This is a genomic window from Streptomyces sp. Edi4, from assembly GCF_040253615.1.
In the GTDB taxonomy this organism is placed as follows: Bacteria; Actinomycetota; Actinomycetes; order Streptomycetales; family Streptomycetaceae; genus Streptomyces.
In genome coordinates, this window is sequence record NZ_JBEJGY010000004.1 from 3,703,080 (window position 1) to 3,717,710 (window position 14,631).

13 protein-coding genes, 1 tRNA gene and 1 pseudogene are annotated in these 14,631 nt (G+C 70.7%); 6 read left to right on the plus strand and 9 right to left on the minus strand.

What is annotated here, in order from left to right; all coding sequences use genetic code 11:
• Positions 1-13 precede the first annotated feature (13 nt).
• The 3 genes and pseudogenes from ABR738_RS18805 to ABR738_RS18815 form a co-directional block, all read right to left on the minus strand.
• Entirely contained in the window at positions 14-670 is a 657-nt protein-coding gene (locus tag ABR738_RS18805; RefSeq protein ID WP_350234643.1) for an NUDIX hydrolase, read from the minus strand.
• A 359-nt stretch (positions 671-1,029) separates the two neighbouring features.
• Positions 1,030-2,208 (minus strand): endonuclease III, encoded by a 1,179-nt coding sequence (gene nth, locus ABR738_RS18810; protein WP_350231147.1) that lies wholly within the window; start codon positions 2,206-2,208, stop codon positions 1,030-1,032.
• 86 nt (positions 2,209-2,294) lie between these two features.
• Positions 2,295-2,363: pseudogene (locus tag ABR738_RS18815) on the minus strand (pentapeptide repeat-containing protein); the annotation flags it as partial.
• Positions 2,364-2,833: 470 nt separating this feature from the next.
• On the opposite strand from ABR738_RS18815, the gene ABR738_RS18820 reads away from it, so the two are divergent.
• A complete protein-coding gene (locus ABR738_RS18820; RefSeq protein WP_017947815.1) occupies positions 2,834-3,508 on the plus strand; it encodes a Crp/Fnr family transcriptional regulator in 675 nt (224 codons plus the stop codon).
• A 549-nt stretch (positions 3,509-4,057) separates the two neighbouring features.
• On the opposite strand, the gene ABR738_RS18825 is transcribed toward ABR738_RS18820, so the two are convergent.
• The 4 genes from ABR738_RS18825 to sp36 all read right to left on the minus strand — a co-directional run bounded on the left by ABR738_RS18825 (position 4,058) and on the right by sp36 (position 6,617).
• Complete coding sequence (locus ABR738_RS18825) at positions 4,058-4,888, minus strand: MBL fold metallo-hydrolase (RefSeq protein ID WP_350231148.1); 831 nt, start codon at positions 4,886-4,888, stop codon at positions 4,058-4,060.
• Positions 4,885-5,784, minus strand: a complete 900-nt coding sequence (locus ABR738_RS18830) for an NUDIX hydrolase (RefSeq protein WP_350231149.1) — start codon at positions 5,782-5,784, stop codon at positions 4,885-4,887. The genes ABR738_RS18825 and ABR738_RS18830 overlap by 4 nt, the downstream gene beginning before the upstream one ends.
• Before the next feature lie 207 nt (positions 5,785-5,991).
• A complete protein-coding gene (locus ABR738_RS18835; RefSeq protein ID WP_350231150.1) occupies positions 5,992-6,459 on the minus strand; it encodes a RidA family protein in 468 nt (155 codons plus the stop codon).
• Positions 6,456-6,617, minus strand: coding sequence for a Sp36 family protein (sp36, locus tag ABR738_RS18840; RefSeq protein WP_003975360.1), 162 nt, complete (start codon positions 6,615-6,617; stop codon positions 6,456-6,458). Before sp36 ends, ABR738_RS18835 begins: the two co-directional genes overlap by 4 nt.
• A gap of 135 nt (positions 6,618-6,752) precedes the next feature.
• Between sp36 and bagA the strand changes: the two genes are divergently transcribed.
• Positions 6,753-7,715, plus strand: a complete 963-nt coding sequence (bagA, locus tag ABR738_RS18845; protein ID WP_350231151.1) for an ATPase BagA — start codon at positions 6,753-6,755, stop codon at positions 7,713-7,715.
• On the plus strand, positions 7,712-9,136 hold the full coding sequence (bagB, locus tag ABR738_RS18850) for an ATPase BagB (RefSeq protein ID WP_350231152.1): 1,425 nt from the start codon (positions 7,712-7,714) through the stop codon (positions 9,134-9,136). The genes bagA and bagB overlap by 4 nt, the downstream gene beginning before the upstream one ends.
• A gap of 162 nt (positions 9,137-9,298) precedes the next feature.
• On the opposite strand, the gene ABR738_RS18855 is transcribed toward bagB, so the two are convergent.
• The gene (locus tag ABR738_RS18855) at positions 9,299-9,703 is read right to left on the minus strand and encodes a WhiB family transcriptional regulator (RefSeq protein WP_350234644.1); all 405 of its coding nucleotides are present in this window, start codon (positions 9,701-9,703) and stop codon (positions 9,299-9,301) included.
• A gap of 699 nt (positions 9,704-10,402) precedes the next feature.
• On the opposite strand from ABR738_RS18855, the gene ABR738_RS18860 reads away from it, so the two are divergent.
• Positions 10,403-12,724 carry a transglycosylase domain-containing protein gene (locus ABR738_RS18860; protein WP_350231153.1) on the plus strand — a complete coding sequence of 774 codons (2,322 nt, stop codon included), beginning with the start codon at positions 10,403-10,405 and terminating at the stop codon, positions 12,722-12,724.
• A 106-nt stretch (positions 12,725-12,830) separates the two neighbouring features.
• Here ABR738_RS18860 and ABR738_RS18865 read toward each other — a convergent pair whose 3' ends face one another.
• Positions 12,831-13,295: a GatB/YqeY domain-containing protein gene (locus ABR738_RS18865; protein ID WP_350231154.1), complete on the minus strand. Its 465-nt coding sequence runs from the start codon at positions 13,293-13,295 to the stop codon at positions 12,831-12,833.
• Between the two features lie 88 nt (positions 13,296-13,383).
• Here ABR738_RS18865 and ABR738_RS18870 point away from each other — a divergent pair, with 88 nt between their 5' ends.
• Both ABR738_RS18870 and ABR738_RS18875 read left to right on the plus strand, forming a co-directional pair.
• Positions 13,384-14,313: a metallophosphoesterase gene (locus ABR738_RS18870; protein WP_350231155.1), complete on the plus strand. Its 930-nt coding sequence runs from the start codon at positions 13,384-13,386 to the stop codon at positions 14,311-14,313.
• Positions 14,314-14,537: 224 nt separating this feature from the next.
• Positions 14,538-14,611 (plus strand) — tRNA-Pro (locus ABR738_RS18875).
• Positions 14,612-14,631: the final 20 nt, after the last annotated feature.

The window sequence follows — 14,631 nt, forward strand, 5'->3', positions numbered from 1 at the left end:
GGGCCCCAGCCTGTCACGCGTGCCAGTCGAGCGGCACCCGCTTGGCTCGGTCCCATGGGCGCTCCCAGCCGGCGTAGTGCACGATCCGGTCGATCACGCCCGCTGTGAAGCCCCACACCAGCGCCGATTCGACCAGGAATGCCGGGCCTGTGTGGCCCCGGGGGTGGACGGCGGTCGCTCGGTTGGCCGGGTCCGTGAGATCCGCCACGGGCACCGTGAAGACACGGGCCGTCTCGCCGCTGTCCACCGCCCGCACCGGCGTCGGCTCGTGCCACCAGCCGAGGACCGGCGTCACGACGAACCCGCTCACGGGGATGTAGAGCCGGGGCAGCACGCCGAAGATCTGGACGCCGGCCGGATCGAGCCCGGTCTCCTCCTCCGCCTCGCGCAGCGCGGCCCGCAGCGGGCCCGTAGTGGCCGGATCGCCGTCCTCCGGGTCGAGGGCGCCACCGGGGAAGGACGGCTGGCCCCCGTGCGAACGCAGCTGGCTCGCCCGCTCCATGAGCAGCAGCTCGGGCCCGCGCGGGCCGTCACCGAAGAGCACGAGCACGGCGGACTGCCGCCCGTCGCCGCTCTCCGGCGGCAGGAACCGGCTCATCTGCTCGGGCTCGACGTCCCGGGCCGCCCGCGCGACCGGCTCCAGCCAGTCGGGCAGGCCGTCCGTAGACACGACGAGGCCGTGCCCGACGCCGGGCGCTTGGTGGTGGGCGGCACGGTGGTGCTCGGCACGGCGGTGCACCGTGTCCACGCGGCTCGCCGGGCCGGCGTCCCGGTCGGTGTCCACGCCACCCGCACGGCCACCGCTGGGATCGCGCACGGCGTCGACGCGGCTCGCCCGGCCGCCGACGCGGTCGGTGTCCACGCTGCCTGCCCGGCCGCCGGTGCGGCCCCGCCCGCCGATGTCGCTCAGATCATCGTCGTACGTCTCGCTCGTGTGCGTCATCTGCACCCCCGTCGTTCATCGTCCACAACGCCTGGCCCCGTCGTATTCGTTCCAGCCCGGCCCCAGCGTCCGTCTTCCGGGTGACGTCAGGCGCCCCCCAGCGGCGGCGCGGGAAGGCCCGGATAGTCCGGCGGCGGGCTCAGCCGCTGGCCGGGGAAGCCGCCCTTCTCGTACTTGAGGAGCTTGCGCGCCTTCTCGGGATCGGTCTCGCCCTCGCCGTACGAGGGGCACAGCGGCGCGATCGGGCAGGCACCGCAGGCGGGCTTGCGGGAGTGGCAGATGCGGCGGCCGTGGAAGACGACACGGTGCGAGAGCATCGTCCACTCGCTCTTGGGGAAGATCGCGCAGATCTCCGCCTCGACCTTCACCGGGTCTTCCTGCTCGGTCCATTTGAAACGCCGCACCAGCCTGCCGAAGTGGGTGTCCACGGTGATTCCCGGGACACCAAAAGCATTGCCCAGCACGACATTTGCCGTCTTCCGTCCCACGCCGGGCAATTTCACCAGATCCTCCAGCCGACCCGGGACCTCGCCGCCGAACTCGTCCCTGAGGGCTACGGCGATCCCCATGATCGACTTGGCCTTGGCCCGGAAGAACCCGGTCGGCCGGATGATCGCCTCGACCTCCTCGGGGTTGGCCGCCGCGAGGTCTTCCGGAGTCGGGTACGCGGCGAAGAGCCCGGGCGTCGTCTGGTTGACCCGCAGGTCCGTGGTCTGCGCCGACAGGACGGTCGCGAGCAGCAGCTCGTAGGGGTTGCGGAAGTCGAGCTCGGGATGGGCGTACGGATAAACCTCGGCGAGCTCCCGGTTTATCCGCCGGGCCCGGCGCACCATCGCGGCCCGGGACTCGGGCTTGCCCCCAGCAGCTCCGCGCCCCACCTTGGGCGCGGCGGCCGACTTGGCGGGGGCGGCCGACCCGGCGGGGGCGGCCTCGCGAGGCTTGGCGGCGCGCTTGGGGGCGGCGGCGTCGGACTTCGCGGCCCGCTTGGCCCGGACGGCGCTCTCGGAGGCCGCCGCCTGTTCCTTCGCGGGGGCCGGCTGTTCCTTCGCGGGGGCCGGCTTCTTGGGCGCGGCGGGCTTCTTGGCGGCAGCAGCCCCCTTGGCGGCGGCTCGCTTCTTGGGCGCGGCCGACGCGGGAGCCGACGCGGGAACGGCCTCGGAGCCGCCCTGTGGCGCGCTCTCGGCCGTGGCGGCGCCTTCGGCCTCGGGTGCGCGCCGGGTCTTGGCCGCGCGCGTGGCCTTGGGTGCGCTCTGGGACTCGGGCACAGTGTTGTCCTTAGCTTTCTTGACCGACGCTTCTTAGATCGACGCTTCCTGGACCGACGCTTCCCGGACCGACCGAGGGTCCTTCGTCAGCACCGGGCTTCACGGAGGCGGGCCTCACAGAGGCGGGCCCCACAGAGGTGGGCTTCACGGAGGCGGGCTTGGCTTCATGACGCCGGGCTGCACGGAGGCGGGCTCAGCGGGGCGGCCTTCACGGGGCGGACACCGCCACCCCCGACCACGCCGCACCGGACGCCGCCGCCGCGCGCGCGCCGCCCCGCTCCGGGCCCGCACCACCCCGCGCCGATGTGGCGGCTCGAACGCCCCGCGCGGCCTTCTTCGCGGTGCCTTTCGGCTCGGACGCGGGCTGTTCGCCCACGGCTGAATCGCTCTGCGCGGACACTCCTTCAGCCCCCCTGGCCTGCGCTCTCACCGGCGAATTGGACACCCGGCCAGCCTAAGGCCCGGCACCGACATCCGCCCCGAGCACAGCGAATCAGCGCCCCAATCGGCCCCCTGACTCACGGTCCGGCACTCCAGTACGTCATCCTGTGATTGATCGCACTGTTTATACCGTCCGGCAAAATGGGGAGCTGGATCCCCTGAAACCGGTCACAAGGAGAGATTCGTGGACGACGTTCTGCGGCGCGCCCCGCTCTTCGCGGCGCTCGATGACGAGCAGGCCGCGGAGCTGCGCGCCTCGATGAGTGAGGTGACGCTCGCCCGAGGCGACGCGCTCTTCCACGAGGGCGACCCGGGTGACCGCCTGTACGTGGTCACCGAGGGCAAGGTGAAGCTGCACCGCACCTCGCCCGACGGCCGCGAGAACATGCTGGCCGTGCTCGGCCCCGGCGAGCTGATCGGCGAGCTGTCCCTGTTCGACCCGGGCCCGCGCACCGCCACGGCGACCGCGCTGACCGAGGTCAAGCTGCTCGGCCTGGGCCACGGCGACCTTCAGCCGTGGCTGAACGCCCGCCCGGAGGTCGCCACGGCCCTGCTGCGTGCCGTCGCCCGGCGCCTTCGCAAGACCAACGACCAGATGTCCGACCTGGTCTTCTCCGACGTGCCGGGCCGGGTCGCCCGCGCGCTCCTCGACCTGTCGCGCCGCTTCGGCGTGCAGTCCGAGGAGGGCATCCACGTCGTGCACGACCTGACGCAGGAAGAGCTGGCCCAGCTGGTCGGCGCCTCCCGCGAGACGGTCAACAAGGCGCTCGCGGACTTCGCCCAGCGCGGCTGGCTGCGCCTTGAGGCCCGCGCGGTCATCCTGCTCGACGTGGAGCGGCTGGCGAAGCGCTCGCGCTGATCCACCCGGCTCTCGAACGCCGCGCCCGTCGCCGGGAGCCGCGTTCGCCGGGCCTGGCCAGCCGTGGCCGTCGGTTCGTACGCCTGAGGGGCCGGTCCGTTGGGACCGGCCCCTCTCGCGTGCGCGCACCCATGCGCGCACCCATGCGCGCACCCGTACGCGCGGTGCGGGCGCGTACGCGGGCAAGGCCTCGGGCCGGTCCGGGCTGGAGAGACGAGGAAAATTTTCTTGGCCGGCCGGGAACCCGGGCGCGGAGCGGGACGTTTTCACGATGTACACCGCAGGAGCCAGAAGATCTCGGACCGTGCCCCGCCGCCGAACGCCGCGCGGTCCCAACCCGACGCGTCAACGCGCCGCGCCCGTACGAGAGTTGAAAGCCGCCCCATCCAACTCTCCGCTGCGGGACGCCCTTTCACCCCGCCATGGAAAGCCGGTCACGGCCGGCAACGCGGACGCGCCCGGAGCCGGCCCGTGCAGACAGGCCCGGACCACGCCGGCCCCGGCCGGAGACGATCGCTCCGACCGGTCCGGCGGGCCGGATTGGTCGCGTCAGATCAGGCCGTGCTCGCGCAGATACTCGAGCTGCGCGCGCACCGAAAGCTCGGCCGCCGGCCACAACGACGGGTCGACGTCCGAGTAGACCAGGGCCACCACTTCGGCCGCCGTGAGGTGTCCGTTCTCCACCGCCGTCTCCACCTGGGCCAGCCGGTGCGCGCGGTGGGCCAGATAGAACTCGACGGCACCCTGCGCATCGTCGAGCACCGGACCGTGCCCCGGCAACACCGTGTGCACGCCGTCGTCGACAGTCAGCGAACGCAACCTGCGAAGGGAGTCCAGATAGTCGCCCAGGCGCCCGTCGGGATGGGCCACGACGGTCGTACCGCGCCCGAGGACCGTGTCACCCGTCAGGACGGCCCGGTCGGCGGGCAGATGGAAGCAGAGCGAGTCCGCCGTGTGGCCCGGGGTGGGCACCACCCTCATCTCCAGGCCGCCGATGGTGACGACGTCGCCCGCCGCAAGACCCTCGTCACCCAGGCGCAGGGCCGGATCCAGGGCACGCACGGGGGTACGGGTCAGCTCCGCGAAGCGGGCCGCGCCCTCGGCGTGATCGGGGTGGCCGTGGGTGAGCAGAGTCAGCGCGACCCGTTTGCCCGCCTTCTCGGCCATCGCGACGACCCGGCCGAGGTGGCCGTCGTCGAGGGGTCCGGGGTCGATGACGACGGCCAAGTCGGAATCGGGCTCGGAGACGATCCAGGTGTTCGTGCCGTCCAGCGTCATCGCGGAGGCGTTGGGCGCGAGCACATTGGTCGCGCGGTCGGTGGCAGGGCCCGTGAGGACCCCGCCGCGCGGCTGCCCGGGGAGTGCGGCGGCGTCAGTCACAGGGCACCTCCGCAGGCCCGGTCCCCTGCGGGGATGTGCTTGGTGAACTCGTCGTGGCCCGGCCAGCTCAGGACGAGTTCGCCGGCGCCGGTCAGGCGGGCCTGCGCGAGCACCGGGCTCAGATCACGTTCGGCCGCGGCCACGAGGACGTCGGCGACAGTCGCGTACGGAAGGAGGTCACGCAGGGTGGAGATGGTCGGCGGCATCATCAGGAGCTCGCCCCTGTCGTAGCCGGCGGCGGCTTCGGCGGGCCGGATCCAGACGGTCCGGTCGGCCTCGGTCGAGGCGTTACGGGTGACCTGGCCCTCGGGCAGCATCGCGACGAAGAACCACGTGTCGTAGCGGCGCGGCTCGAACTCGGGGGTGATCCAGCGTGCCCAGGCGCCGAGCAGATCGGAGCGGAGCACCAGGCCACGCCGGTCGAGGAAGTCGGCGAAGCTGAGGTCGCGGGTCACCAGGGCCTGGCGGTCGGTCTCCCAGTCGTCGCCGGTGGTGTCGCCGACGACGGTGGTGGCGTCGGGCCCGGCGAGGAGTACGCCTGCCTCCTCGTAGGTCTCGCGTACCGCGGCGCAGACGATGGCCTGGGCGGATGCGGGGTCCGTACCGAGGCGCGCGGCCCAGGCGTCGCGGGTGGGGCCGGCCCAGCCCAGCCGCGCGTCCTCGGCGTCGCGCGGGTCCACGCCGCCACCCGGGTACGCGTACGCGCCCCCGGCGAACGCCATGGAGGTCCGTCTGCGCAGCATGTGCACGCGGGGGCCGCTGTCCGTGCCGGCCTCGGCGTCCCGTAGCAGCATCACCGTCGCGGCGCGCCGCGGCTCAACCGCGGTGAGCTCGCCTGCGGCTAGGGCACGGATGCGGTCCGGCCACTCGGGCGGGTACCACTGACCATTGGGCATGGGCGGATGCTACGGGGTGGCGTGCGGATGTTCGAGGGGGTGCGTGTAGGTGACATCCCTTCGACACACGACGGCACGTCCGCACGGCCCGGACGGCCGACGGCTTGGCCCACCTGCCCCACGCCGGGCACCGCCGGTGACTGGCATCGGCAAAGGGCCGGCCCCTTGAGGCCGGCCCTCGACGAGAGGAGGTTTGTCCTGGAGGGATCAGTCCTCGACGAGTTCCACCTGGATCTCGACCTCGACGGGCGCGTCCAGGGGCAGGACCGTGACGCCGACCGCGCTGCGCGCGTGAACGCCCTTGTCGCCGAGGACGGCGCCGAGGAGTTCGCTGGCGCCGTTGATGACGCCGGGCTGGCCGGTGAAGTCGGGGGCCGAGGCCACGAAGCCGACGACCTTCACGACGCGCGCGATGCGGTCGAGGTCGCCCGTGACGGACTTGACCGCGGCGAGCGCGTTCAGGGCACAGGTGGCGGCCAGTTCCTTGGCCTCCTGCGGGGTGACCTCGCCGCCGACCTTGCCGGTGACGGGCAGCTTGCCGTCCACCATCGGCAGCTGGCCGGCCGTGTACACGTACGCCCCGGAGCGCACGGCGGGCTGGTACGCGGCGAGCGGCGGGACGACCGACGGAAGGGTCAGGCCGAGTTCGGCGAGCTTGGCTTCCACGGCGCTCATGCCTGCTTCTCCCGCTTCAGGTAGGCCACCAGCTGCTCGGGGTTGTTCGGACCCGGGACGACCTGGACCAGCTCCCAGCCGTCCTCGCCCCAGGTGTCCAGAATCTGCTTGGTCGCGTGCACGAGAAGGGGCACGGTCGCGTATTCCCACTTGGTCATGGGCCCGACTGTAGCCGCTGGGCACCACCTGCTGACGCGGGCGCCCGGCGTGGGCACCTGGTGCGGGCGCCGGACGCGGGCGCCTTACGCGGACCACATGCGTACACCGCGGGCGGACTGGTTAGGCTCGAAGGTGTGAGCAGGCTCCAGGTCGTCAGCGGCAAGGGCGGTACCGGCAAGACCACGGTCGCCGCAGCACTCGCGCTCGCCCTCGCGACAGAGGGCAAGCGCACGCTCCTCGTCGAGGTCGAGGGCAGACAGGGCATCGCGCAGCTCTTCGAGACGGAAGCCCTTCCGTACGAGGAGCGCAAGATCGCCGTCGCGCCCGGTGGCGGGGAGGTGTACGCCCTGGCCATCGACGCGGAACGGGCGCTCCTGGATTACCTCCAGATGTTCTACAAGCTGGGCGGTGCGGGCCGCGCCCTCAAGAAGCTCGGTGCGATCGACTTCGCGACCACCATCGCGCCGGGCGTCAGAGACGTGCTCCTGACCGGCAAGGCGTGCGAGGCGGTGCGCCGCAAGAACAAGCAGGGCGGGTTCGCGTATGACCACGTGGTCATGGACGCGCCTCCCACCGGGCGCATCACCCGCTTTCTGAACGTGAACGACGAGGTGGCCGGGCTCGCGAAGATCGGGCCGATACACAACCAGGCACAGGCGGTCATGCGGGTCCTCAAGTCGCCGGAGACGGCGGTGCACTTGGTGACGCTGCTCGAGGAGATGCCCGTACAGGAGACGGTGGACGGCATCGGCGAGCTGCGCGGCGCCGAGTTGCCGACGGGCAAGGTCATCGTGAACATGGTCCGCCCGCACGTCCTGGACGAGGCAGCCGTGCGCGGAGTCACGGGAGACCGGCGCAAGGAGGTCGCCAAGGCGCTGACGCGGGTCGGTCTCACCGGTTCGGCCAAGCTGGTGACGCCACTCCTGGAGCAGGCCGCCGAGCACGCGGAGCGGGTGGAGCTCGAACGTGAACAGCGGTCGGTGCTGGGCGAGTTGGGGATACCGACGTACGAACTCCCGCTGATCGGCGGGGGAATGGACCTGGCCGGGCTCTACCGCCTGGCTGCCGAACTGCGCAAGCTCGGGGTGGGTGAGTGACTTTGGACGCGGTCGAGCCGCTGGCGATCGATCCCCTGCTGGACGATCCGGGCACCCGGATCATCGTGTGCTGCGGCTCGGGCGGCGTGGGCAAGACAACAACCGCCGCAGCCCTGGGAGTTCGGGCCGCCGAGCGGGGCCGCAAGGTCGTGGTGCTCACCATCGACCCGGCCCGCAGGCTAGCCCAGTCGATGGGCATCGACTCGCTCGACAACACCCCGCGCCGGGTCAAGGGCGTCCAGGGCGAGGGCGAGCTGCACGCGATGATGCTCGACATGAAGCGGACCTTCGACGAGATCGTCGAGGCGCACGCGGATCCGGCCCGGGCCAGGGCGATCCTGACCAACCCGTTCTACCAGTCCCTGTCGGCCGGCTTCGCGGGCACGCAGGAGTACATGGCGATGGAGAAGCTCGGCCAGCTGCGGGCCAAGGACGAGTGGGACCTGATCGTGGTCGACACCCCGCCCTCACGCTCGGCACTCGACTTCCTCGACGCGCCGAAGCGGCTCGGCTCCTTCCTCGACGGCAAGTTCATCAAGCTGCTCATGGCGCCGGCGAAGATGGGCGGCCGGGCCGGGATGAAGTTCCTGAACGTCGGCATGTCGATGATGACCGGCACGCTCGGCAAGCTCCTCGGCGGGCCGTTCCTGAACGATGTGCAGACCTTCGTGGCGGCCATGGACACGATGTTCGGCGGGTTCAGGACCCGGGCGGACGCCACCTACCGGCTCCTCCAGGCGCCGGGCACCGCGTTCCTCGTGGTCGCGGCGCCCGAGCGGGACGCGCTGCGCGAGGCGGCGTACTTCGTGGAGCGCCTGGCCGCCGACCACATGCCTCTGGCCGGGCTCGTGCTCAACCGCGTACATGGCAGCGCCGCCGCCCAGCTCTCGGCCGAACGCGCCCTGGCGGCAGCGGAAAGCCTCGCGGAAAACCCGGTTGAGGACCCGGTTGAGGACCCGATTGACGGCCTGGTTGAAGACGAGGACACCGTCGGCGACCTCGTTGGTGACTCCGTTGAAATCGCAACGGGAATTCGTGTGAAAAATCTTGACGGCCGTCGCATTGTGGATCAGGAGGCCGGGAAGGCTGGAGATCGTGGCCCCAGCGTTTCCTCTCCCGACGCTGACGAGGCCGCCAACACCGCCGAGGCCGACCCCGCCGAGGCAGTCCACCCCGGTGACTCTGCCGACCTCGCCGAGAACGATGTCGACCGGCTGACCGCAGGATTGCTGCGGCTGCATGCCGAGCGCATGCGCGTGCTCGCGCGTGAACAGCGGACGCGCGACCGTTTCGCCGCGCTCCACCCCGAGGTCGCTGTCACCGAAGTGCCCGCCCTGCCGGGCGACGTTCACGACCTCGCGGGACTGCGGGCCATCGGGGACCGGCTCGCGGCCGGCGCTTCCCCGGGCGGAGTTGCCTGACCCTCCGACCCCTGGCCTTCGCCCCTGGCCCTCGACCACTGGCTTGCGCCCCTGATCCTGGCCCTACGTGCCGACTCGGCGACGTGCAGAGCTCTGCCGACCACCCATGCTCGACGGCGGCCATCCATGCTCGACGCCGGCCACCCTTCGGTGGCGGTCGCCTCAGCCCGCCGCCGCGTACGCCTCGTCTCCGAAGGAATGCCGGTAGTCGTAGCCCGTCTCCGACTCCTCCTCCACGCACACGCCGTCCACGCACACGTCCTCCGCGCACACGGGCAGAATTCCCGTGCTGCGCTCGTACTCGGTGCGCGCGGTCTCCAAGAGGCGGTGCCAAGAGGTGACGGTGGGGCGCCTGCGCAAAAGTGCGCGCCGCTCCCTCTCCGTCATTCCGCCCCACACGCCGAATTCGACGCGATTGTCGAGCGCGTCGGCCAGGCACTCGGTCCGCACCGGGCAACCGGTGCACACCGCCTTGGCCCTGTTCTGCGCTGCGCCTTGTACAAACAGTTCGTCCGGATCGGTAGTGCGGCAGGCTGCCTGCGCACTCCAGTCGGTTACCCAGCCCATGCCGGCGCCGTCCTCTCCCGAATCGAGGCTCCCCCACGGCGGCAGCGGCATATTCACCGCTGCCAGTTGAGGACGTTACGGAAGGTGGGCACACCGCAACACCCCCGTCGGGCCCAATCTTGAATGGTCCGAACGGACTATGCGTACGCGGCAGATCACCCAACGGAGTGACCGGAGGACATGTGTGTCGAATCCGATATAGCGGGATGTATGGGGCGAGCCAGAACGGACACGGGGCGACACATGAGGTGCAACCGGACACCGTACGGAGGCCCGATCGAACGCCTGCGAGACGTCAACCGAGTCGATTCCATCCGGATTCGGGGGCGGCGGAACCTGGTACGAGTACGGCGGAAAAACGCTCCCCGTACGGCCGAGAACGGCACGCGCGGCCACAACCGCTGTGACGGGTAGGACCAGCTTAGGCCAGAGCCTTCCCTCATGTCCGGCGATTGAGAACCTGGGCCCCTCGCGCCGCCATGCCGAAGCCGCCCCCCTTGCCGTGGCAAAGGCACCCGGCCTCGCCAGGCCCGCCGAGTCCGGAGCCAAGTCCCCCTCCAGGCAAATACCGGCTCGCCATTCCCCGGATGCCCGGATGCCGGATGCCCGCACGGCCGGATGTCACGATCACGTACGCGTACACCCCACGACTGATCCGCTTACAGGGAGCGCCCCTGACTAGGGATTAGGCTGCCTCTCATGGCAATGAAGCGATCGGGCGGAGGCCTGACCGGGACTCAGCAGGCGGCCAAGTTTCTGGGCGTGAGTGCGCTGGCAGGTGCGGTGCTCGCGGGAATCGCCCTCCCCGCCGCCGGCGCGCTGGGGCTCGCGGCCAGGGGCACGGTCGAGGGGTTCGACGACATCCCGGCCAATCTGAAGACCCCGCCGCTGAGCCAGCGGACCACCATCCTGGACAGCAAGGGCGGCACGATCGCCCAGGTCTACTCGCGCGACCGCACCGTGGTGCCGCTCGCCGACATCTCCCCGTACATGCAGAAGGCGATCGTCGCCATCGAGGACTCGCGCTTCTACGAGCACGGCGCGATCGACCTCAAGGGCGTCCTGCGCGCGATGAACAAGAACGCGACCAGCGGCGGTGTCGCCCAGGGCGCGTCCACTCTCACGCAGCAGTACGTGAAGAACGTCTTCGTCGAGGAGGCGGGCGACGACCCCGACAAGGTCGCCGAGGCCACCCAGCAGACGATCGGCCGCAAGGTCAAGGAGCTCAAGTACGCGATCCAGGTCGAGGAAGAGCTCGGCAAGAAGAAGATCCTGGAGAACTATCTCAACATCACGTTCTTCGGACAGCAGGCGTACGGCATCGAGGCCGCGGCCAAGCGGTACTTCTCCAAGCCGGCCAAGGATCTGACCCTGGACGAGTCGGCGATGCTCGCGGGCATCGTGCAGTCGCCCACCCGGTACGACCCCGTCAATGACGCGACGGAGGCGAAGAAACGCCGCAACACGGTGCTTCAGCGGATGGTCGACATGAAGGACATCTCGCAGGGCGAGGCCGACAAGGCCAAGGAGGCCCCGATCACGCTGCACGTGAGCAAGCCGAAGAACGGCTGCATCACGGCGGTCGACGGCGCCGGGTTCTTCTGCGACTACGTACGCGAGGTGTTCCTGTCCGACCCGGTCTTCGGCAAGACCAAGGAGGAGCGGGCCAAGCTCTGGAACCAGGGCGGGCTCACCGTCCAGACCACGCTCGACCCGCAGAGCCAGAAGGCCGCGCAGGCCTCGATCAAGGAGCACGTCTACCAGAAGGACTCGGTCGCCACCGCGGTGACCATGGTCCAGCCGGGCAGCGGCAAGATCCTGGCGATGGGCCAGTCCAAGCCGTACGGCTTCGGGGACAACGAGACGCAGATCAACTTCTCGGTGAACCGGCAGATGGGCGGCTCCAACTACGGCTTCCCGGTCGGCTCGACGTTCAAGCCGTTCCTGGCCGCGGCCGCGATCGAGGGTGGCAAACCGCCGACCCAGCAGTACCCCTCGCCGTACGAGATGGACTATCCCGCCTCCGTCCAGACGTGTGGCGGCAAGCCGTGGGTGAACGACCCCAAGCACCCGGCGCACCTGGAGAACGAGAACGAGAACGAGATCGGCCCCTTCGCGCTGAAGGAGGCGATGGCCAAGTCGGTCAACACGTACTTCGTGCAGATGCTCGGCGACATCGGCATGTGCCCCGTCTCGCAGATGACGGACAAGCTGAACGTCCGTCAGGGCAACGGTGAGAAGCTGCCCATGGTGCCGTCGGCGCTGACCCTCGGCTCCACCGGTATCTCGCCCCTGACGATGGCCACCGCGTACGCGGCCTTCGCCAACCGGGGTACGTACTGCAGCCCGATCGCCATCGAGTCCGTCAAGAAGACCGACGGTTCATCGGTGCCGGTTCCGAAGACCGCCTGCTCGAAGGCGATGTCGCAAAGCACGGCCGACAGCATCAACTCCCTGCTGCGCGGCGTGGTCGACTCGGGTACCGGTGCCGAGGCCGGGCTGAAGGACCGCGACAACGCGGGCAAGACGGGTACCACCGACGCCCGCAAGAACGCCTGGTTCGTCGGGTACACCTCGAACCTGTCGGGCGCGGTCTGGGTCGGCAGCCCCTCGCAGCGCGTCGAGATGAACAACATCACCATCGGCGGCCAGTTCCAGGAGCAGGTGTACGGCGGTCAGGTCCCCGGTCCCATCTGGCGCGACGCCATGACGGGTGCGCTCCAGGGGCAGACGTCGGCGCCGTTCACGAGCGTCAACGTGGGCGACGCGGGCCAGAAGACGGAGGACGCGACGGCCGGGGCGCCCGCCGGCGGCAACAACGACAGCAACAAGAGCAAGAACAAGGGCAACGGGAACGGAGCCGGGAACGGCAACGGGAACGGGAATGGCCGGGGCAACAAGCACAAGCCGAAGCCGGGCGGCGACAACAAGCCCCCGGGCCAGGGCGGCGACCCGTCGATCCCCGGCATCCCGCTCCCGCCGGGAGTGGTGGGCGGCGACACGGGCGGCTGGCCGCGGTAGCCCTGCGGGGCGGATGGAACAGCGCCGCACGAGAAAGGGCGCCCCGGGATCACTCCTGGGGCGCCCTTTCGTACGGCTTGCCGGCGACGCGGGCGTAGGGGCGGGGTCAGCCCGCGAGCTGCTGCTTCACCGCGGCGGCGACACGGCCCCCGTCGGCCAGACCCGCCACCTTCGGGTTCACGATCTTCATGACGGCGCCCATGGCGCGCGGCCCCTCCGCACCTGCGGCCTTCGCCTCGGCGACGGCGTCGGCGACGATGGCCGCGAGCTCGTCGTCGGACAGCTGCTTGGGCAGGTACGCGTCGAGGATCTTGCCCTCGGCCAGCTCACGCGCGGCGGACTCGGCCCGGCCACCCTTATCGAAGGCCTCGGCGGCCTCGCGGCGCTTCTTCGCCTCCTTGGCGATCACCTTGACGACCTCGTCGTCGGAGAGCTCACGCGCGGCCGTGCCGGCGACCTCTTCCTTGGCGACGGCGGTGAGGGTCAGCCGGAGCGTGGACGAGCGCAGTTCGTCGCGCGCCTTCATGGCGGTGGTGAGGTCGTCCTTGAGTCGGGCCTTGAGCGTGGTCATGGGTCCAGTGTGTCAGGTGCACAGCGGTCTCCGCCCGCCGATTCTGGCCCCGTGGCCCGGCGCGGCCGGCGTCTGCGACGATGGGCGTATGCGCGCGCGATACGGAATTCCCTTGGGTATCACGGCGGTCGGGGCCGCCGGTCTCGCCTATGCGGCCGGGTTCGAGGTGAGGTCGTTCCGGCTGCGCCGGGTGACGGTACCGGTCCTGCCGCCGGGGGCGCGCCCCGTGCGCGTACTCCAGGTCTCGGACATCCACATGGTGAGCGGCCAGCGCAAGAAGCGGGCGTGGCTGCAATCGCTCGCGGGCCTGCGGCCGGACTTCGTGGTGAACACCGGGGACAACCTGTCGGACCCGGAGGGCGTCCCGGAGGCACTGGACGCGCTGGGCCCGCTGATGGAGTTCCCCGGGGTGTACGTCTTCGGCTCCAACGACTACTACGGACCGAAACTGCGCAACCCCGCCCGATACCTGTTCGAAAAGGCGCAAGGCAAGCACGGCCTGAACGGCAACGCGCCGGCGGTGGGTGCCGTGCACAACCCCTGGGAGGACCTGCGGGACGCGTTCGACGCGGCGGGCTGGGTGAACCTGAGCAACACCCGGGGCCGCCTGAAGCTGGACGGGATGGAGCTGGCGTTCACGGGCCTGGACGACCCGCACATCAAGCGCGACCGGTACGAGAGGGTGGCCGGCGGTCCCGAGGCGGACGCCGACCTGTCGATCGGGGTGGTCCACGCCCCGTACCTGCGCTCCCTGGACGCCTTCACGGCGGACGGCTACCCCCTGATCCTGGCCGGCCACACGCACGGCGGGCAGCTGTGCGTCCCGTTCTACGGGGCGCTGGTCACGAACTGCGACCTGGACACGGACCGGGTGAAGGGCCTGTCCACCCACACGGCCGAGGGAAACCGCGCCTACCTGCACGTCTCAGCAGGCTGCGGCACCAACCGCTACACCCCCATCCGCTTCGCCTGCCCCCCGGAGGCGACGCTGCTGACGCTGGTGGGGCGGCAGGGGTAGAGCCGCGAGCCGGGCCGGGGGCGGGAAGGCGGTCCGGCCCCGCCTCGCCCCGGGCTGTAACCTGCGGCCGACCGGGGCAGACCCGGCTGAACGCCGCCGAGGGGGCCGGGCCAGGCCGGGCGTGGCCCCCTCCACCCCTCCCCGAGCACCCCCGAAAACCGGATTTCGTCTCCAGCCGCCAGTGGGCTAAAGTAAACGACGTCGCCGCGACAAGCGGAGACAATCGGGGTGTAGCGCAGCTTGGCAGCGCGCTTCGTTCGGGACGAAGAGGTCGTGGGTTCAAATCCCGCCACCCCGACAGCTGTAAGACCAGGTCAA